Genomic DNA, 18,047 nt, shown 5'->3' with positions numbered 1-18,047 from the left:
CTCACAGCGTCAGCGCCAGCATCAGCACCGCGCCGCTGTATCGCGATGCAAGGAGGCCCCCGAAGCCACCGCCACCCGCCACGCGCCCGACGCGTCACCGGCGCGCCGCCTCACTGCAGCGCCACCAACACCCCGCGCCGTCTCACTGCAGCGCCACCAACGCCCCCGCCTCGCGCTCACCCGCCGAGGATCTCCCCCGCCGCCTCACTGCCACGCCACCAACACCCCCGCCGCCTCACTGCCACGCCACCAACACCCCCGCCGCCTCACTGCCACGCCACCAACACCCCCGCCGCCTCACTGCCACGCCACCAGCACCCACGCCGCCTCACTGCAGCGCGACCAACACCCCCGCCGCCTCACGGCAACGCCACCAACACCCCCGCCGCCCGCAGCCCGCAGCCCGCCTCACCCGCACCCGCCGAGGATCTCCAACGCCGCCATGGCCGCGTTCTGCCCGCCGATGCCGCTGACGGCTCCGCCGCGCTGCGCGCTCGAACCGCACAGCAGCACCCGCCGGTGCGGGGTCGAGACGCCCCACCGCTCCGCCGGGGTCGACGCGGCAGACGTCAGCCACGGCCACGACAGCGCGCCGTGGAAGATGTCACCGCCGACCATGTTGAGCGACCGCTCGAGATCGCTCGTGGTGCGGGCCTCGATGCACAGCCGCCCATCGGGCGCGACGAAGATGCAGTCGCGCAGCGGCTCGGCGAGCACGGAATCGAGCGACGCCTGCGCCGCGGCGAGCAACCGCGCGCCCGCGGCGACGGGGTCGGTGTCGTCGATGAGCCGGTGCGGCACCTGCAGTCCGAACATCGTCAGCGTCTGCGCCCCCGACGCGCGCAGGTCTTCGCCGAGGATCGAGGGGTCGGTGAGCGAGTGGCAGTAGATCTCGACGGGGAGTGGCTCGGGGATGAGTCCTCCGGATGCCGCCGCGTGCGCGGCATCCAGTTGCGTCATGGTCTCGTTGACGTGGAAGGTGCCCGAGAACGCGGCCTCCGGCGTGACCGACTCGTCGCGCAGGCGCGGAAGACGCGACAGGAGCATGTTCACCTTGACCTGGGCGCCCTCCGGCTCATCGGCGCCGGTCGTGGCCGCCCCTCCCGCCGCGAGCAGTCGGTCGAGCACCGCCCGCCCGACGCCGCTGAGCACGAGATCACCGTGGAACACCTCGGAGCGGTCGGTCATGGTGTGCACATCACCGTCGGGCGAGATCGAGATGACCTCGACACCCGTGACGATCTGCGCCCCCGCCTCCCGCGCCGCGCGTTCGAGCTCGGCCGTCACCGCGCCCATGCCGCCGACCGGCACGTCCCAGTGCCCGGTCTCGCCGCCGATCACGTGATAGAGGAAGCACCTGTTCTGAACCAGCGAGGGGTCGTCCGACGACGCGAAGGTGCCGATCAGTCCGTCGGTCAGGGCGATGCCCCGCGCCAGGTCGCTCTCGAGCGATGTGCGCAGCAGGTCGCCGAGCGGGCGTTCGGTCACCGCCGAGAACAGCTCGTCGTCGCCCACGCGTTCGCGCACCTCGTCGGCCGTCAGCAGCGGCTCGGTCATCGTGGGGAACACCGCACGGCCCAGGGGCGCGAGCCGTTCGCCGAATGCCGCGAAGCGCGCGGCCTCGCCGGTGTCGCCGAGGGTGCGGGCGAACGACGCCGCCGTCGCCTCGGCATCCTGGGTGTCGATGAGGATGCCGCGCGACGGGTCGGCGGGATCCGGCGTGTAGGAGGAGTAACGGCGGCGCCGCAGGTCGACGCGCAGGCCCAGGTCGTCGATGATCTTCTGCGGCAGCAGGCTCACCAGGTAGGAGTAACGCGACAGGCGCGCGTCGACTCCCGGCCACGGGCGTTCCGAGACCGCGGCGCCGCCCACGGCATCCGTTCTCTCGATCACCACCACCCGACGCCCCGCACGGGCGAGGTAGGCCGCGGCGACGAGGGCGTTGTGTCCTCCTCCCACGATGACGACGTCGTACCGGCGAGAATCCGAAGCGGTCATGTTCTCCACGGTAATGACGGGCGCGGAATCTCCGCGGGGGGTGGCGCAGTAGCGTGGATGCCATGACCTCTCCCGCGGACCTGCTCGACCTCGCCACGCGAATCGCCCGAGAGGCCGGTGAACTGGCCCACCGTCGCCGTCGCGAGGGGGTGACGGTCGCCGCCACGAAGTCCGCCGCGGCCGACATCGTCACCGCCGCCGACCGCGAGGTCGAGGCGTTCATCCGTGCCAAGCTGGCCGAAGCCCGCCCGGGCGACGGGTTCTTCGGTGAGGAGTCCGGCGCCGAGGAGGGCACGAGCGGCATCACGTGGGTCGTCGACCCGATCGACGGGACCGTCAACTACGCGTACGGCATCCCGGCGTGGGCGATCAGCATCGCGGCCGTCGAGGGCCCGGCCGAGACGTCGGCGTGGACGGCGCTCGCCGGAGTCGTCTTCAACCCCGTGACGGGCGAGATGTTCCGCGGCGTTCGCGGTGGTGGGGCCTGGCTGGGCGACGAGCGCCTTTCGGTCAGCGAGGTGGGAGAAGCCGGTGGCCTGGTCGCCACGGGTTTCGGGTACGACCCCGAGACCCACGCGCCCGCGCTCGCGCAGTTGGCGCGCGTCATGCCCATCGCCCGCGACGTGCGGCGCATCGGAGCAGCGTCGCTCGACCTGGCATCCGTGGCAGCGGGGCGCATCGACGCGTACTACGAGCGCGGCACGCACCCGTGGGATCACGCGGCGGGGGCGCTGCTGGTGGAGGAGGCCGGCGGCCGGCTCGGTGGCGCGCCGGGTGGCCGCCCGGGCAACGGCATGGTGATCGCCGCCGGTCCGGACTTCTTCTCGCGCCTGGAGCCGCTGCTCGACTACGACCGGTGAATCGACCCTGCTCATCGCTTTCTCAGCGGACGGGGGTTAGGGTGTTTACCAGTTCGTTATCTTCCGTGACCCGAACCTCGGAAGTGGCCAAGCCCCAAAGCCCGAAGCCGTCGCCGTCGTGCGACACGACACGAGAGCCCCCGCGCGTTGCCGTCTGACACCCCCTCGACTGAGCCCGCCCTGACCCGGCGGTCGCGTCGCCCCCTCGCCGCCCCTGCCCCCGAACCCGCTGAACGGCTGACCCGAGCCGAGATGCGCCGCCTGGGCGCGAGCGAGACGGCCCCGGCGAAGGCCCTCGACCCGGCTCCGGTCGACGCCGCGAACGCCGCGCAGCCCGAGCTCATCGAGAACGTCGCCGTAGCGGTCCTCGAGACGGTCATGGCCGCGACCATCGAGCCCACGCTCCCCGAAACGGATGCCACGCCCACCCCGGGCGACGCCCTCGAGGTCGCGGTCGTCGATGAGCGCTCGGTAGACGACGTCGCCGTGATCCTGCAGAGCGCCGACAGCGACGTCGCCACGACGCCCGTCACGCTGCCGACGTCGCCCATCACCCTGCCGTCGTCGTCGCGACGCTCGCGTCGGCGTCCGCAGGAGTCGGTCATCCTCGACAGTGCTCAGGCACCCGAGACCCGCGCCGTCGAGGCTCCGGCGTCGATCGAGCGGTCCACGTCCGCGAAGGGCGCCGTCGGCACCGAGACGGACGCGGACGCCGTGGACGACGAGTTCACCTCCGCCGCACGCCTCTTCGCGTTCACCGGCGAGACCGCCGTGCAGACGCCCTCCGTCGTCGCTCCCGCCCAGCCCGTCGCCGAGGGCCTCCCGGCCGCGGCGACGACGCGCTCGCGCCGCAACGTCCGCCGGGTGGCCGCGACGTCGTTTTCGGTCGGCGTCATGGGCGTCGTGGGCCTGTTGACGGTCGGCATGACCATGCCGGTGAGCGCTCTCGCCTCGGCCAGCGGCACCGACAGTGTCGCGTCGGCCGAGACCGCCACGACCCGTCTGGCGGTGGGCGGCGATGTCTCGGCATCCGAGGGTGCCATCCAGGCGTACGTGGCCCCGGCGGCCGCGCAGTCGGCGGTCGTCGACCGTTCCGACGGCTACAGCGCCACCACCTACGCGAAGATGGCCGCCGATTCCGGCATCTCGAACCCGTCGAACTTCTACGTCAACGACCCGACGGCGCCCATCCAGTGGCCCTTCGCGGTCGGAGTCCCGATCACCTACGGCTTCGGTATGCGCGACGGCGGGATGCACGAGGGCGCCGACTTCGTTCCCGGCGAGGGCGCGCCCGTGCAGGCGATCGCCGACGGCACCGTGCGCATCGCGACCGAGCAGGGCGGCGCCTTCGGCGTGACCGTGCTGATCGATCACCAGATCGACGGTCAGCTCGTCTCGAGCCGCTACGGGCACATGCAGTACGGCTCGCTGCAGGTCACGCAGGGGCAGCACGTGTCGGTCGGTCAGTTCCTCGGCCGCACCGGCAACACGGGCCGCTCGTTCGGCGCGCACACGCACGTCGAGATCCTGCAGAACGGCACCACGCCGATCGACCCGATCGCGTGGCTGCGTCAGCACACCGGCGGCTGACTCGATTGGTGAGAGGGTGTCGCAGTCTGATATCCTCTTCAAGTTGCCCGGAGAGATCCGGGAACGCCCCGATAGCTCAGTGGCAGAGCACTTCCATGGTAAGGAAGGGGTCGTCAGTTCAATCCTGACTCGGGGCTCAAGGCATCTTCTTTCGGAGGATGGATGCCGTCGCGGCGGGGTAGCTCAGTTGGTGAGAGCGCACGACTCATAATCGTGAGGTCGCGGGTTCAAGCCCCGCTCCCGCTACGGAAGTTTATGAAAGCCCCGGCTCGCGCCGGGGCTTTCGTCGTCTGCGGCGCCGCCCAACTCGACTCACGTCAGCGCGGGAGGAGCCGCTTCTCACGCGGAGTTTCAGCCGGCGCGCTGACCGCTCTGGCGGTCCCAGTCCAGCGACTTCCACTGCAGGAAGGCGCAGAGGTTGCTGGCGACGCTGTATTCGGCGGCGAGACTGGCGATGTCGTGGACCGACATCGTCAAATCTTCGGACTGCTCGGTGAGGATCAATTCCCAGTAGGGGTCGTCATAGCCTCGCGGCTTGATGATCACGGATGCCGACGTCGTGCGCAGGCGCAGCAGCACGAGGCCGGTGTCTTCCGTCGCCGCATCCTCCTGCGGTGCGACGGAGATCGATCCGGCGATGCAGTGCTGTTCTTGCTCGAACTCCGCGACCCAGGCTTCGAGCTGCTCGCGAGAGCGGCGCGGCGGCGAGTCTTCCAGCTTCTCCATCCACGAATCATCTCACCCGGGCATCGTCCCGCATGATCGATCGCTTCCCCTCCGTACCCGACGCCGGGGCTACGGCGCCGCGGGAGACGCCGTCCGACGAGATCAGATGTCCCAGTCGGCGTGCTCGTGGCTGGCACAGCAGTACGCCCGTGAGCCCCGCCACACCGAGTCCCACACGCGCACGCTCCGCCCGCAGGTCTCGCAGTTGATGAGTGCCCGCTGCGACAGGCGCCCGAAGATCGCGGTCACGACCCCTCCTCACATCCGGGGAGGCGTCCTCCCCGCCCCCAACGCCCGGGGAGGACGCTCTCGCTCCCGAGGTGTCTTCGTCGCGGGGCCTCTGACGGATTGCGCGCGGGCGGGCCGGGGGAAGGCGAGAGTGCCTCGCCGCTGCTCAGCCGAGCGTCGGCTGCTGCTGGGTGATGCAGTGGATGCCGCCACCGCGGTCGAAGATGGGCCGCGCATCGACGATGACCACGCGCCGACCGGGGTAGGCGTCGGCGACGATCTCGCGAGCGCGCGCGTCGGCCGTATCGTCGCCGAACCCGCAGAGCACGACGCCGTCGTTCGTGACGAGGTGGTTGATGTAGCTCCAGTCGAGCCACCCCTCGTCGTCGCGAAGAGCGCTCGGAGCCGGGATGCCGGTGATGGTGATGCGGCGACCCCGCTCGGCGAACGCGGTCTCCAGCTCCCGGCGCACGAGGCGCGAGACCTCGAAGTCGGGATGAGCGGCATCCGTCTGCTCGTGGATGAGCACGTGCTCGGGCGAGGCGAAGGTGGCGACGATGTCGACGTGCCCGTTCGTGCCGAGGTCGTCGTAGTCGCGGGTCAGGCCGCGCGAGAGCCAGACGGCATCCGTCGCCCCGATCGTGCGGGCCATCTCGGCCTCGACGCGGGCGCGGTCGGCGAACGGGTTGCGGCGCGGGTCGAGCTGCACGGTCTCGGTGAGCAGCACCGTGCCGGTGCCGTCGACGTGCAGGCCCCCGCCCTCGGCCACGAGGAGCGAGTCGATGCGTTCGGCGCCGAGATGCTCCGCGACGACGCGGGCGATACCGGCTGAGACCTGCCACTCCGCCCAGTCCGGGGCGCCCCAGCCGTTGAAGATCCAGTCGACGGCCCCGAGGATCCCCGGGCGGTCGGGATCGACGACGAAGGTGGGGCCGATGTCGCGCATCCAGAACTCGTCGAGCGGGGCCTCGACGACCTCGACGTCGGAGGAGAGCATGCGCCGAGCCCGCGCGATCTCGGTCGGGTCGACCACCATGGTCACCGGCTCGAACTCCCGCACCGCGTGTGCGACGTCGGTCCAGGCCTGATAGCCCTGTTCGCGGAACTCCGCGCCCTCGCCGAGGGTGAGACCTTCGCGCGGGAACGCCATCCAGGTGCGCTCGTGCGGGGCGGTTTCTGCGGGCATGCGCCACATGGTGTGCTCTTTCTGCGAGTGGGGCGTCAAAGGGGGGAGGCGGCCGTTGTGGCGAGGTCGCCGGCGACCACGCCGCCCGCGTCGCGCACGACCACGACGACGAGGGGTCCGTGGGGAGCGATCCATGCGCTCACGGGGGTCGCGTGCTCCGCCGTCGCGACGCGTCCGCTGCCGCTGAGGCGCCCACCGTCCAGGTGCGTCTCGACGCGGACGCCGTCGACATAGGCGGTGTGGTCCTGCGCCACTCCTCCCGAGACCGTGGCGGTGAAGCGCACGACGGTCTCGTCGCCGTCGTGCTCGGTCACGACATCGTCCACCACGACGCGGAGCTCTCCCGCGCCGACCGGTCGCGCGGTGTCGAAGAGGGTCTCGTCCGGCAGCGCCGGCGTGCGCGGCGGCACGGTCCGGCGGTCGCCCAGGGCGGCCACGGCCGAGCCCAGCTGCACGAGTCGGGTGTCGCTGTACGCGGGCCCGGCGATGGTCAGACCCACCGGCATCCCCGTGTCGTCCATCGTCCCCATCGGGACCGTCACGGTCGGGATGCCGAGGTGGCGCGGGACGAGATTGCCGTTGGACACCCACACGCCGTTGCGCCACGCGATCTCGGCGGAGGAGGGGTTCACGTCGGCGTCGGCGGGGCCCACGTCGGACTGCGTCGGGAAGATGACGGCGTCGAAGCCGCCGGCATCCATCCATTCCTCGAAGTCGACGCGGCGCGTGTGCTCGAGGCCGCGCAGCCCCTGCTCCAGGCTCGCCACCTCGCGCCAGTCGGGGTCCCACTCCTGCGCGCGCGTCACGTAGTCGCCGATGTCGTACGAGATGTCGTAGTGCCAGATGCCGTAGCGGTCGGGCAGGGAACCCGGCGGGTGGGGGAAGATGCGGTCGGCATCGACGTCGGCGAGGCGGTTCAGCTCGGGGTCGCCGGTGCGGCGCAGGAAGGTGTCCATGGCCCACACCGCCAGATCGCCGACCTCGTCGTCGAGGAACGCGCGCGTGACGAAGCCGCGGTCGACGAAATCCTCGTCGCCGGGGTGCAGCTTCTCGTACCGGTCGACGACGGGGAAGTCGGTCTCGACGACCTCGGCGCCCGCGGCCTCGAGGTCGGCCCGCAGCTCGCTCCAGAGGCGCATGACGCTGTCGCGCGTGACGATGGGCGAGGAGGTGCCGGGGTCGCCGTTGACGTAGATGCGGGGCACGGCGAAGCACCGTCCGGCGAGCGGCAGCGGCTCGAGGTCGGCGAAGGAGGCGGGGCGCACCTCCGAGGGACGCGGCAGAGCGATCCACGGCTGCGTGCGCCACAGGTCGCCGTCGGTCAGCGGATCGTCGGCGACGACGGCGTCGAGCACAAGCCGTAGATCGTTCATCGAGCGGGTGTGCGGCACGACCACGTCCATGGTCGGCACGAGCGGCCAGTTGCCGCGCACCGAGATGACGCCGCGCGAAGGGGTGTAGGCCACGAGCGCGTTGTGCGAGGCGGGGGCTCGACCCGACGACCACGTCTCTTCGCCGAGCCCGAAGGCCGCGAAGCTGGCCGCCGTGGCGGTGCCCGAGCCGTTGGAGGAGCCGGAGCCGAACGCCGACGCGAGGTAATCGCCGTTGTAGGGCGATTCCGCGCGCCCGTAGACGCCGCGTTGCATGCCGCCGGCCGCCATCGGGGGCATGTTCGTCAGGCCGAGGAACACCGCTCCCGCTGCGCGCAGCCGCTCAACCGCGAAGGCGTCGTCGGCCGCGACCAGATCGGCGAAGGCGGGCGAGCCCGAGGCGACGGTCATGCCGGTCACGCGGTAGCTGTCTTTGGCGGTGAAGGGGATGCCGTCGAGCGGGCCGAGCAGCTCTCCCCGGGCGCGGCGCCGGTCGGCGTCGCGGGCCTCCGCGAAGGCGCGCGGGCTGAGCACCGGCACGGCGTTGAGGCGGATGCCGGCCCGGTCGTAGGCCGCGATGCGATTGAGGTAGCGCGCGACGAGCTCGACGCTGGTGACGGTTCCGGCGTCGAGGGCGGCGCGCAGGTCGGCGATGTCGGCTTCGACGACGGTGAAGGCCTCGGGACTCATGGCCGTAAACATACACCGTTTGTTTTAGGTGTGCGACAGTGGGTTTCCGAGCCTGCGCCCGTAGGCTCGCACCGACCCGGGGAGGCCGCCATCGCCAGACCGCGCACACCGCTGCTCAGCCGCGAGCTCATCGCCGAGACGGCCCTCGCGCTCGTCGACCGGCACGGTCCCGACGGCGCGAGCATCCGCCGTGTCGCCGCGCGCCTCGGGGTGAACCCGGCATCGCTGTACAACCACGTCCCGAACCGGGCGGCGATGGTCGAGGACGTCCGCGCCCTCGTCTCGGCGCCCATCGACGCGACTCCGCTGCGACGACTGCGGTGGGAGGACGGTCTCCGCGCGTGGGCGCGGTCGTATCGTCAGGCGTTCGCCCGCCACGCGGGGGCGGTGCCCCTGCTGATGACCGAGCGCGCCTCGGCGCCCGTGCTCCTCGCGCAGTACGAGGACTTCGCGGCGGCGGCCGAGAACGCCGGGTGGACGCCGCGTGACGTGCTCCCGCTGCTGACCGCGTTCGAGTCGTTCATCCTCGGCAGCGTCCTCGACATGTCGGGCCCCGCCGTCGTGTTCGACCCGACGGGGCAGGAGGAGTCGTTCCCACGCTTCTCCGCGGCCTTCGAGACCCTCATCGACGAGGACCCCGACGACCCGCTCGCCACTCGCGCGTTCGAGCTCGGGCTCGACATGCTCATCGCCGCGGCTCGGCCCCGCTGAGGCGGCATCCGGGAATGCCCTAGGACTCCTCCGCCCAGCGGTCCCGGGGACGGTCGTCGTCGTCGTCGCGGGCTGCTTCCGCGGACGACCACTCCAGCTGGAAGCCGCACTCCCGGCACTCATCGGCTCCTCCGCCCTGCTCGAGCAGGGGATGCATCGTCACGCCGCAGGAGGGGCAGATCGGCTGCGCGCCGTCGTCGTAGGGGTCTCGAAAGGTCATGGTCGTTCCGCTCGTGCCGATGGTGCCGGCAGGTCGCGCCGGACGTCGAGGCACGACAACGTCACCGCCGCTCCGCGTCTTCCCTCGGGCGGTCGACGCCGGGCATCGAGGGACGGCGAACTCGCTCGAGTGCGTCGGCGATGTCGGGGTGGATGCCGTCGGGCTCGGTCATCGCGGGGCGTCCTCTCTGTCGCGAACGTCCCACAGGATGTAGTCGGTGATCGATCCGGCGGGCAGGTTCAGGGTGCTGCTGTCTTCGACGAGGGCTGATTCGTAGGCCACGATGCGCCCGGTCTCCGTCGACAGCAGCAACGAGATGTCGCTGTTGACCGGAGCTGACGGGATGCCGCCGAGTCCGATCACCGGGCGTCCGAGCCGGTCGTGCGTCTCGCCCAGCACGCGCAGCCCGGGCGCCGTGGCCACGACGTCGAGCAGGGCCGACTGCTGTGCTCCGGTGAGCGTCCACTCGCTCTGCAGCGAGCGCACCGCGAGCATCACGTCGCCGGCCGTCAGCTGATCGCCCGCTCCGGTCGTGGCGAGCGCGATGGCGCGCATGGCGTCGGCCGTCGGCGCGGGGGGCGTGCGCACCACCGGCGAGAACTGGTTCTGGACGAACTGCAGATCGCCCACGACCGTGCCCGGTGTCGGATCGTCGGCGGGGACCGTGTCGCCATCGGCGTTGGTGGCTTCCGCCGCGGTCGTGACGACCGAGCCCGACAGGTTCTCGTTCCACTTCACGTCGACCCACTCGCGACGGAAGACCGTGGCGTCGGCGTCGTCGGGGGAGCCGCTGAAGTACCACCCGAGCGACAGCGATCGACGCTCCGGCATGAGAGGGGTCGTCGATTCGGCCAGCAGTCGCTGCGCTTCGGCGATCACCCGCGACGGGTCGTCGCTGACGGCGGCATAGGTCAAAGGCTTGGGCGTGAGGGCGGATGCCGCGGGTGCCGGCATCCAGAAGACTCCGGTGACGATGGTCAGCACGAGCACGACGGCGGCGGCGGCCGACGTCCAGGCGAGGCTGCGGCGGCGCCGCGGCGCGGCCGGGCGCCCGACGATCTCGCGGAGCCGACGTTCGGCCTCGAGGGGGATCGGCGCATCGATCGGCGTCGTGGCGGTGTCGAGTCGGCGCATCAGACGGCCGAGGTCGTCATTGGTCATCGCGCACCTCCTCGCCGGGCGACGCGGGGGGTCGCAGCAGTGGACGAAGACGCGAACGCAGACGGTTCAGCCTCGTCCACACGGCGCCCTCGCTCATCGACAGCACGACGGCGACCTCGGTCGCGGGCAGGTCCTCCCAGTACGTCAACCAGAGGATCTCCCGGTCGCGTTCGGGCAGCGCGCGCACGACGTCGAGCAGCTGCCCGACCAACACCGGCTCCGCCTCGCTCGACAGGGTTCTCACGTGGTCCTCGATGTGCGTCCACAGGGCTCCCTCCCGGTCTCGTCGTCGGTATTCGTTTGCAATGAGATTGCGTGCGGTGCGGTACAGCCAGGGGAGCCCGAACGGATCACGGGGGTCGCGCTTGCGCCAGGCGATCTCGAAGCAGTCCATCGTGAGATCGGCAGCGGCCTCGCGATCCGAAACGCGCCGTTCGATGAATCGAAGAACGGCGTTGTGGTGCTCACGGAAGAGCGCCACGAATTCCGACTCGTCGATCACCGGTGTGCGTCTCCGTGCTGTCGAAAGGGAAGTGTCAGGCCGAGGGGAATCCTTACACGCCGACGTGACGAAAGTTTTTTCCCGGGGCGTGTAAGGAACGCTCCTCGCCAGACACCGCAGTGGTGGGGGTGGGTGTCCTCTCCGGCTTCGAGACGACACCCGCATGCCCGTCGACAGATGTTCGGGACTGACCTCGGCGGGCGAGGGGTTGTACTGCGTGGGGGCAGTGCAACCCCTCCGACCTCCGCCACCGGTCCAGGATGCCAGAGCGTCGGCGTCAGTCCGGATCGACGACGAGATTCGTGATGCGCGCCGTCGCGATGAGCCGCTCGGCGTCGTCGCGCACGATGACGTCGTAGGTCGCCACGCGTCGACCGCGGTGCGCGGGGGTCGCCACGGCGTGGATGCGACCCGTGCGCGCGCCGCGGTGATGGGTGATGTTGAGATCGACGCCCACGCAGACCCGTCCCAGCGTCGACGCGTGGATCATGGCCGCCCACGACCCGACCGCTTCGGCGAGGGCCGCGGTCGCTCCGCCGTGGAGGCGCCCGAGCGACTGCGTGTTCCCTTCGACCGGCATCCAGGCCTCGACGCGGTCCGCCGACTGCGCGGTGACGGTGATGCCCAGGCGCTCGTCGAGGGCGCCCGGCACGATGGTCCACGGGGTCATGGTCGGCTCCTTCCGCCGTCCTCTTGTCGGACGGGTCTCGCTCTGACACTATTACTGAACGCTCGGTCGGTAACAGTGTCGGTCGGCGTCCCACCCGCCCCACGGAACGACGGAGTTCTCATGGCCTCGCACACAGCGGCATCCGCACCCCCTACCGCCGGCGTCACCCGGGAGGAGCGCCGCGTGCTCGCCGGCACCCTCGTGGGCACCTCGATCGAGTGGTACGACTTCTTCATCTACGCCCAGGCGGCGGGACTCGTGCTCGCGCCCCTCTTCCTCGCGCCCCTGGCCGAGAGCGATCCCGCCATCGCCCAGGTGCTGTCATGGGCGACGATCGGCATCTCGTTCCTGTTCCGCCCGCTCGGGGCCGTGGTCGCCGGTTACCTCGGCGACAAACTCGGCCGCAAGAAGATGCTGGTGCTGACCCTCATCATGATGGGCGTCTCGACGGCGCTCATCGGCCTGCTGCCCACCTACGCCGCCATCGGCATCGCCGCGCCCATCCTGCTGATCCTCCTGCGGGTGCTGCAGGGCTTCTCGGCCGGTGGCGAGTGGGGAGGGGCGGCGCTGCTCTCGGTCGAGCACGCCCCCGTCAATCGCCGCGGATACTTCGGCGCCTACCCCCAGATCGGTGTGCCGGTGGGCATGATCCTCGCCACCGCGACCCTCTGGGTGCTCACGTCGTCGATGTCGGCCGAGGCGTTCCTGGAGTGGGGATGGCGCGTGCCCTTCCTGTTCTCGATCGTGCTCATCGTGGTCGGCTACGTCATCCGCCGCGCGGTGGAGGAGAGCCCCGTGTTCGAAGACCTCGTGCGTCGCCGCAAGGAGTCGTCGGCTCCGCTCGGGCAGCTGTTCCGCCGCAACTGGCGTCAGGTCGCGCTCACCGCGTTCGTCTTCATCGGCAACAACGCCGCCGGCTACCTGCTCATCGCGTTCTTCGCGACGTACTCGGTGTCGGTTCTCGGGCTGGAGCGACCCACCGTCCTTCTCGCCACGACCCTGGCATCCTTCGGGTGGCTCGGTTTCACCCTGTGGGGCGGATGGCTCTCGGACCGTCTCGGACGCGTGCGCACCTTCCAGCTCGGCTACCTGCTGCTGGCGGTCTGGGCCGTGCCGATGTGGTTCCTCATCGACACCGCGAACATCGTCTGGTACTTCGTCGCCCTGTTCGTCATGACCCTCGGCCTCGGCCTGTCGTACGGACCGCAGGCGGCGCTGTACGCCGAGATGTTCCCCGCGAACGTGCGGTACTCCGGCGTCTCGATCGGCTATGCGCTCGGCGCCATCATGGGCGGCGCCTTCGCCCCGATGATCGCCGAGGCGCTGCTGCGTTCCACGGGGGCATCGTGGACGATCGGCCTCTACATCGCCGTGGCCGCCCTCGTGTCGCTCGCCGCGGTCTCGATGATCCGCGAGCCGAAGGGCGTCGACCTGCGGGCGTGATCCCGGATGCCGTCGGAGGGGCCCCGTGCGTCGGCGCGGGGCCCCTCTTCGTCGTTCGCGGCGACATTCCACGACCGGCGGGAGCGCGCACGCCGGGCGCCTGCGGCGGGCGATCTCGGACGTGCGACCGCGGCGCAGGGCGGGACGCGCCGGGGCCCGGCGCCACGCCGGGTCAGGACGTGCGCAGGCCGTCGAGGGCGATGCGCACGATGTCGGCACCCAAGCGGCCGCCGTCGACGCCGCCGCCCGGCCGATACCACTCGACGACCGAGTTGATCATGCCGAACAGCAGACGTGCGGCGACGGCGGCGTCGACGTCGTCGCGCACGTCGCCCTCGGCCTGGGCTGCGGCGACGAGGTCGGTGACGCGGTGATCGAACACGCGGCGGCGTTCGAGCGCCGCCTGCTCGACGGGACCGTTGCCGCGCACGCGTAGCAGCAGGGTGACGGAGGGGAGCTGCGCGACGAGCACGTCGGTGGCGCCGGTGAGCACGAAGCGGAGGCGGTCGGATGCCGCTCCCGCGGAGGCCCGGGGATCGTCGAGCACGGCCTCGAGACCGCCCAGGGCTGCCTCCAGCGCGACCGAGAGCAGCTCCTCCTTCGAGGAGAAATGGTGGTAGAGCGCCGACTTCGCAAGCCCCAGGCGTCGCGCCAGGTCGGACACGCTCGTGGCGTCGTATCCCTGCTCGTTGAACAATTGCACGGCCACGGCGAGGATGCCGTCGCGGTCGTATCCGGGACGCCCGCGCCGGGCGGGGGCGTCGGCGGTCGTCGTGGCGGAGTCGGCGGCGGTCACGATGTCAGTGTGTCACTCCAGGAGCGCGGGGGCGTCGGCGTGCAGCAGCGCCCGCGCCGCGTTGCCGATCACGGCGCTGTAGGTGGGGTACGCGAAGCGCACCCCGGCGAGGGTGGCGACGTCGATCCCCGCGGCCATGGCCGTGGTGACCGACTGGATGACCTCGACGGCGTTCTCGCCCACCGCGTGCGCTCCGAGGATCAGTTCCCGGCGGCGGTCGGCGATGAGGGTGAGGAAGCCGCGCTCGCGGTCGTCGATCACCGCTCGATCGAGATCGGCGAAGCGCACCGTCGCGACGACGCACGAGGGGTCCCGGTCGCGCGCCTGCTCCTCGGTGAGGCCGACACCGGCGTAATCGGGATCGGTGAACCCTCCCGCGGGGAGCAGGTGATGGGGCGTGCGGCGGTTGGCTCCGAGCACGGCGTTCTCGGCGGCGGCCTCGCCCTCGAACTGCGCCGCCTGCACGAGCATGTCGCGTCCGTTCGCGTCACCCACGGCGAGGATGTGCGGCACGATCGTGCGGAAGTAGCGGTCGACGGGGATGGCCGAGCGCTCCACGGCGATGCCCGCGCGGTCGAGGCCGAGGTCTTCGACGTCGGCGGGCCAGCCGGTGGCCATGATGACGACGTCGGTGTCGACGGTGCGGGTCTCACCGTCCTCGCGCCAGGCGAGGCGGATCGCGCCGTCGTGCTCGTCGAGGCGTTCGACCGTCTCGATGCCCGTGTGCACGTCGACGCCGTGCGCGGTGAACGATTCGGCGATCGCGGTCGAGATGCGGGCGTCGGATGCCATGAGGACGCGCGGCGCGACGTCGAGCAGCGTGACCTCCGATCCGAAGGAGCGGAACACCGTGACCAGCTGCGCGCCGGTGTTGCCCGCCCCGATGACCGCGACGCGTCGCGGGAGGTCGCTCAGCGACAGCACGTCTTCCGGAACGGTCGCGAGCTCGGCGCCCGTGACCGGCAGGCGCCGGGAGTGCCCGCCCACGCAGACCAGGATCGACTCCGCGCGGACGCGCCGTCCGCTGTCGAGTTCGAGCGTGTGGTCGTCGACGAAGCGCGCGCGCCCCTCGTGGATCAGGTCGACGCCGGCGGCGGCGAAACGCTCCGCCTCGCGCTTGATGGAGCGCACGGCATCCACCCGCTCGCCCACCCGTGCCACCACCGCCGGCCAGTCCACCCGCGGTTCATCGACGACGATCCCGTAGTCGTCGGCGGACCGCGTCTCGCGCATCAGGCGGGCGGCTTTCGCCAACACCCGCGTGGGGACGCAGCCCGTGTTGACGCACGTGCCGCCGACGCGGCCGGCCTCGAGCACCACGACCGAGGCACCGAGCTCGGCCGCCCGCAGCGCAGCGGCGGTTCCGGCCGGTCCCGCGCCGATCACGGCGATGTCGTAGCTGTCGGCGTGGTCGCTCACGGTGTTCCTCCCGGCTGGTCGATGGCCCCAGTCAAGCCCGCGCCGGCGCCGGCGCCGCGGGGCTTGCGCCCGCGGGTCAGAACCCCTCGTAGATCTCGGTCGCCGACAGTCCGGTACCGCCGAGCGCGTGCACCCCCGGGGCCGGGTGCAGCTCGAACGTCTCGCCGTCGAAGAGCAGAACGGCGGTGTAGTCGCCCCGGGTGTCGAGCTTGACCTCGTAACGCCCGGTGTCGATCAGTCGCAGGGTCACGACCGCACCGCTGCGCGCCAGGAAGCTGACTTCTTTCTCGTGCGCGGTGGGCAGCGGGATGACCGGCTGATCGTCGGCGGCGGGGGAGTCGGGCATCGTGTCTTCCTTCTGCGTCACCGGCGCCCGTGCGGGGCCGGTGGGCGCGGCGCCGGGCCGCGCCCACGTGGTCGAGCGGTCAGCGGTGATCGCGCCACGAGTGTTGGGGGTCGTACCCCAGCACACGTCGGGCCTTGTCGATCGACAGCAGGGTGGTGTGCTCGCCCAGCTCTCCCCGGGTCTCGACGCCGGGGAAGACCTCGGTGACGAGCTCGGCGTTCGCGCGCGTCATCACCGTGTCGGCGGCGGCGATGATGAACGTGTCGAAGCCGGCCGGTGCGGTCTCGAGGGCACGCTCGATCGCCTGCGACCCGTCGCGGGCGTCGATGTAGCCCCACAGGTTCCACTTGCGCGTGCGCGCGTCGGCATCGAAGGGGAACTCGGCGTAATCGTCGGGCACCATGACGTTCGAGAAGCGCAGCGCCGTGATCGACAGCTCGGGGTTCCAGCGCACCAGCTCGGTCGCGAGGCGCTCCTCGAGCGTCTTCACGAGCGAGTAGACCGACTCGGGCCGCGGGGCGTACTCCTCGTCGACGGGGATGTACGGCGGCGGCACATCGAAGGGCAGCCCCAGCACTGTCTCGCTCGAGGCGTACACGATCCGCTGGATGCCGAGACGCACGGCCGCCCAGAACACGTTGAACGTGGCGGTCATGTTGTTGTGGAACGTGGCGATGTCGGAGCGGATGCCGGGGGCGGGGATCGCTCCGAGGTGCACGACGGCGTCGAAACCCGTGTGCTGGTCGTTGACGCCGGCCAGGGCGTCGATCACCTGGCCGTAGTCGGTGAGGTCGATCTGCACGAAGCCGGGCCCGCGCTCGCCGTGGAGGTCGAGGCCGATGACGTCGTGGCCCGCTGCGCGCAGTTCGCGCGCGACGACGGTGCCGAGTTTGCCGGACGAACCGGTGAGGGCGATACGCATGGGGGTCCTTCGAATCGGGGATGAGATCGAAAGTAGTGCCGATCTCCGACATCACGCGGTGGGTTGACGGCGAACGGCCCGCGAGCCGGTCCGCGCGGGCCGTTCGCGACGGGTCAGTGGACGCGCGCCTCGTCCTGCTCGTCGTCGTCGCCGGGGATGAACACGTCGACCACGGTGACGTTCACCTCGACGACCTTCATGCCGACGATCTCGGTGATCGCCTTCTCGACGGCCGAGCGCACGTTGCCGGCGACGCGCTGGATGCGCTCGGGGTAGTCGACCTGGATGGCGATGTCGGCGGCGACCTCGGTCTCGCCCACCTCGACGCTCACACCCTGCGCGTAGTCCTTGGCGCCCACGGCCTGACGGATGTTGCCGATGACGCGGGCGGCGCCTCCACCGAGGGCGTGGACGCCCGTTACCTCGGCCGCGGCGATGCCGGCGACCTTGGCGACGACGGGGTCGACGACGACGGTCTTGCCGCCGCCGCCGCCGCCGCCGTCGGTGCGGGTGCGGGTCGGGGTGGAGTCGTTCTGTGCCATGAGCAGGGTCCTTTCGTCAAGCTCCGAAGCCCCGGACGGCCCGGGGTGTTTCGCTATGGGGACGAGCCGGGTTCGCGAAACGTCACGGATCCGCGGCTGGAAATCCGCTGACAGGAACTGCGATGCCCTCTTTGTCCTCCGCCACCGACGCGTTCCTCGCGTCGCGCGCGGCCGACGGCGACCAGCTCGCCTTCGGGGTGCTGGTGCGCCGGCACGCGCCCTTCCTCGTCGCCTTCGCGACGAGGCTGACCGGCTCGCGTGCCGACGCCGACGACTGCGTGCAGGAAGCGCTCATCACCGCGTGGCGCCGGTTGCCCGATCTGACCGACCCCGAGAAGGTGCGCAGCTGGCTCACGACCATCGTGTCGCGCAAGGCGACCGACCGGATGCGCGCCCGCAAGGTCTCGGAGCAGATCGACGAGCAGATGGTCTCGGCGAAGGACGACCCGGAGCGTGCGGTTGTGGCATCGTCGCAGATGGACGCGCTGAAGAAGATCCTCGGCGAGCTGCCGGAGGAACTGCGGGTCGTCTGGGTGCTGCGCGAGGTCGGCGGTCACAGCTACGACGAGATCGCCGTCGAGGTCGGAGAGACCGCCGCGACCGTGCGAGGCCGTCTGGCCCGCGCGCGCAAGACCGTGTTGGAACGCATGCAGGAGTGGAGGTGACC

18 protein-coding genes, 2 tRNA genes and 1 pseudogene are annotated in these 18,047 nt (G+C 71.1%); 7 read left to right on the top strand and 14 right to left on the bottom strand.

What is annotated here, in order from left to right; genetic code table 11:
* Positions 1-408: 408 nt before the first annotated feature.
* Entirely contained in the window at positions 409-1,998 is a 1,590-nt protein-coding gene (locus AS029_RS11720) for a phytoene desaturase family protein (RefSeq protein ID WP_058232792.1), read from the bottom strand.
* Between the two features lie 62 nt (positions 1,999-2,060).
* Between AS029_RS11720 and AS029_RS11715 the strand changes: the two genes are divergently transcribed.
* From AS029_RS11715 to AS029_RS11700, 4 genes are all read left to right on the top strand, one after another.
* Positions 2,061-2,858, top strand: a complete 798-nt coding sequence (locus AS029_RS11715) for an inositol monophosphatase family protein (protein WP_058232791.1) — start codon at positions 2,061-2,063, stop codon at positions 2,856-2,858.
* A 252-nt stretch (positions 2,859-3,110) separates the two neighbouring features.
* Entirely contained in the window at positions 3,111-4,448 is a 1,338-nt protein-coding gene (locus AS029_RS11710; RefSeq protein WP_058232761.1) for a M23 family metallopeptidase, read from the top strand.
* Positions 4,449-4,513: 65 nt separating this feature from the next.
* A tRNA-Thr gene (locus AS029_RS11705) sits at positions 4,514-4,585 on the top strand.
* Between the two features lie 35 nt (positions 4,586-4,620).
* A tRNA-Met gene (locus AS029_RS11700) sits at positions 4,621-4,694 on the top strand.
* Positions 4,695-4,799: 105 nt separating this feature from the next.
* On the opposite strand, the gene AS029_RS17660 is transcribed toward AS029_RS11700, so the two are convergent.
* The 4 genes and pseudogenes from AS029_RS17660 to AS029_RS11685 form a co-directional block, all read right to left on the bottom strand.
* On the bottom strand, positions 4,800-5,174 hold the full coding sequence (locus tag AS029_RS17660; RefSeq protein ID WP_058232760.1) for a hypothetical protein: 375 nt from the start codon (positions 5,172-5,174) through the stop codon (positions 4,800-4,802).
* Between the two features lie 102 nt (positions 5,175-5,276).
* Positions 5,277-5,423, bottom strand: coding sequence for a hypothetical protein (locus AS029_RS17655; RefSeq protein ID WP_167345266.1), 147 nt, complete (start codon positions 5,421-5,423; stop codon positions 5,277-5,279).
* Between the two features lie 145 nt (positions 5,424-5,568).
* Positions 5,569-6,588, bottom strand: a complete 1,020-nt coding sequence (locus tag AS029_RS11690; protein ID WP_082642283.1) for an agmatine deiminase family protein — start codon at positions 6,586-6,588, stop codon at positions 5,569-5,571.
* 386 nt (positions 6,589-6,974) lie between these two features.
* Positions 6,975-8,648 (bottom strand): annotated as a pseudogene (locus AS029_RS11685) (amidase); the annotation flags it as partial.
* 30 nt (positions 8,649-8,678) lie between these two features.
* Between AS029_RS11685 and AS029_RS17350 the strand changes: the two are divergent.
* On the top strand, positions 8,679-9,359 hold the full coding sequence (locus tag AS029_RS17350; protein ID WP_167345265.1) for a TetR/AcrR family transcriptional regulator C-terminal domain-containing protein: 681 nt from the start codon (positions 8,679-8,681) through the stop codon (positions 9,357-9,359).
* Positions 9,360-9,378: 19 nt separating this feature from the next.
* Here AS029_RS17350 and AS029_RS11675 read toward each other — a convergent pair whose 3' ends face one another.
* The 4 genes from AS029_RS11675 to AS029_RS11660 all read right to left on the bottom strand — a co-directional run bounded on the left by AS029_RS11675 (position 9,379) and on the right by AS029_RS11660 (position 11,912).
* Positions 9,379-9,579, bottom strand: coding sequence for a zf-TFIIB domain-containing protein (locus AS029_RS11675; RefSeq protein ID WP_058232757.1), 201 nt, complete (start codon positions 9,577-9,579; stop codon positions 9,379-9,381).
* A gap of 168 nt (positions 9,580-9,747) precedes the next feature.
* Positions 9,748-10,740 carry a hypothetical protein gene (locus AS029_RS11670; RefSeq protein ID WP_058232756.1) on the bottom strand — a complete coding sequence of 331 codons (993 nt, stop codon included), beginning with the start codon at positions 10,738-10,740 and terminating at the stop codon, positions 9,748-9,750.
* Positions 10,730-11,242 (bottom strand): RNA polymerase sigma factor, encoded by a 513-nt coding sequence (locus tag AS029_RS11665; RefSeq protein ID WP_058232755.1) that lies wholly within the window; start codon positions 11,240-11,242, stop codon positions 10,730-10,732. Before AS029_RS11665 ends, AS029_RS11670 begins: the two co-directional genes overlap by 11 nt.
* Before the next feature lie 277 nt (positions 11,243-11,519).
* Positions 11,520-11,912: a PaaI family thioesterase gene (locus AS029_RS11660; protein ID WP_058232754.1), complete on the bottom strand. Its 393-nt coding sequence runs from the start codon at positions 11,910-11,912 to the stop codon at positions 11,520-11,522.
* Positions 11,913-12,032: 120 nt separating this feature from the next.
* On the opposite strand from AS029_RS11660, the gene AS029_RS11655 reads away from it, so the two are divergent.
* Entirely contained in the window at positions 12,033-13,355 is a 1,323-nt protein-coding gene (locus AS029_RS11655; protein WP_058232753.1) for an MFS transporter, read from the top strand.
* Positions 13,356-13,527: 172 nt separating this feature from the next.
* Here AS029_RS11655 and AS029_RS11650 read toward each other — a convergent pair whose 3' ends face one another.
* The 5 genes from AS029_RS11650 to AS029_RS11630 form a co-directional block, all read right to left on the bottom strand.
* The gene (locus AS029_RS11650) at positions 13,528-14,151 is read right to left on the bottom strand and encodes a TetR/AcrR family transcriptional regulator (RefSeq protein ID WP_058232752.1); all 624 of its coding nucleotides are present in this window, start codon (positions 14,149-14,151) and stop codon (positions 13,528-13,530) included.
* Between the two features lie 12 nt (positions 14,152-14,163).
* The gene (locus AS029_RS11645; RefSeq protein ID WP_058232751.1) at positions 14,164-15,570 is read right to left on the bottom strand and encodes a dihydrolipoyl dehydrogenase family protein; all 1,407 of its coding nucleotides are present in this window, start codon (positions 15,568-15,570) and stop codon (positions 14,164-14,166) included.
* Between the two features lie 76 nt (positions 15,571-15,646).
* The gene (locus tag AS029_RS11640) at positions 15,647-15,916 is read right to left on the bottom strand and encodes a hypothetical protein (RefSeq protein ID WP_058232750.1); all 270 of its coding nucleotides are present in this window, start codon (positions 15,914-15,916) and stop codon (positions 15,647-15,649) included.
* 79 nt (positions 15,917-15,995) lie between these two features.
* Positions 15,996-16,838 (bottom strand): NAD-dependent epimerase/dehydratase family protein, encoded by an 843-nt coding sequence (locus tag AS029_RS11635; RefSeq protein WP_058232749.1) that lies wholly within the window; start codon positions 16,836-16,838, stop codon positions 15,996-15,998.
* A 113-nt stretch (positions 16,839-16,951) separates the two neighbouring features.
* Positions 16,952-17,380: an Asp23/Gls24 family envelope stress response protein gene (locus AS029_RS11630; RefSeq protein ID WP_058232748.1), complete on the bottom strand. Its 429-nt coding sequence runs from the start codon at positions 17,378-17,380 to the stop codon at positions 16,952-16,954.
* 122 nt (positions 17,381-17,502) lie between these two features.
* On the opposite strand from AS029_RS11630, the gene AS029_RS11625 reads away from it, so the two are divergent.
* Positions 17,503-18,045 (top strand): RNA polymerase sigma factor, encoded by a 543-nt coding sequence (locus AS029_RS11625; protein WP_058232747.1) that lies wholly within the window; start codon positions 17,503-17,505, stop codon positions 18,043-18,045.
* Positions 18,046-18,047 lie beyond the last annotated feature (2 nt).

This window comes from Microbacterium enclense, from assembly GCF_001456955.1.
GTDB lineage: Bacteria > Actinomycetota > Actinomycetes > Actinomycetales > Microbacteriaceae > Microbacterium > Microbacterium enclense.
This window is presented reverse-complemented; position numbering and strand designations above follow the sequence as displayed.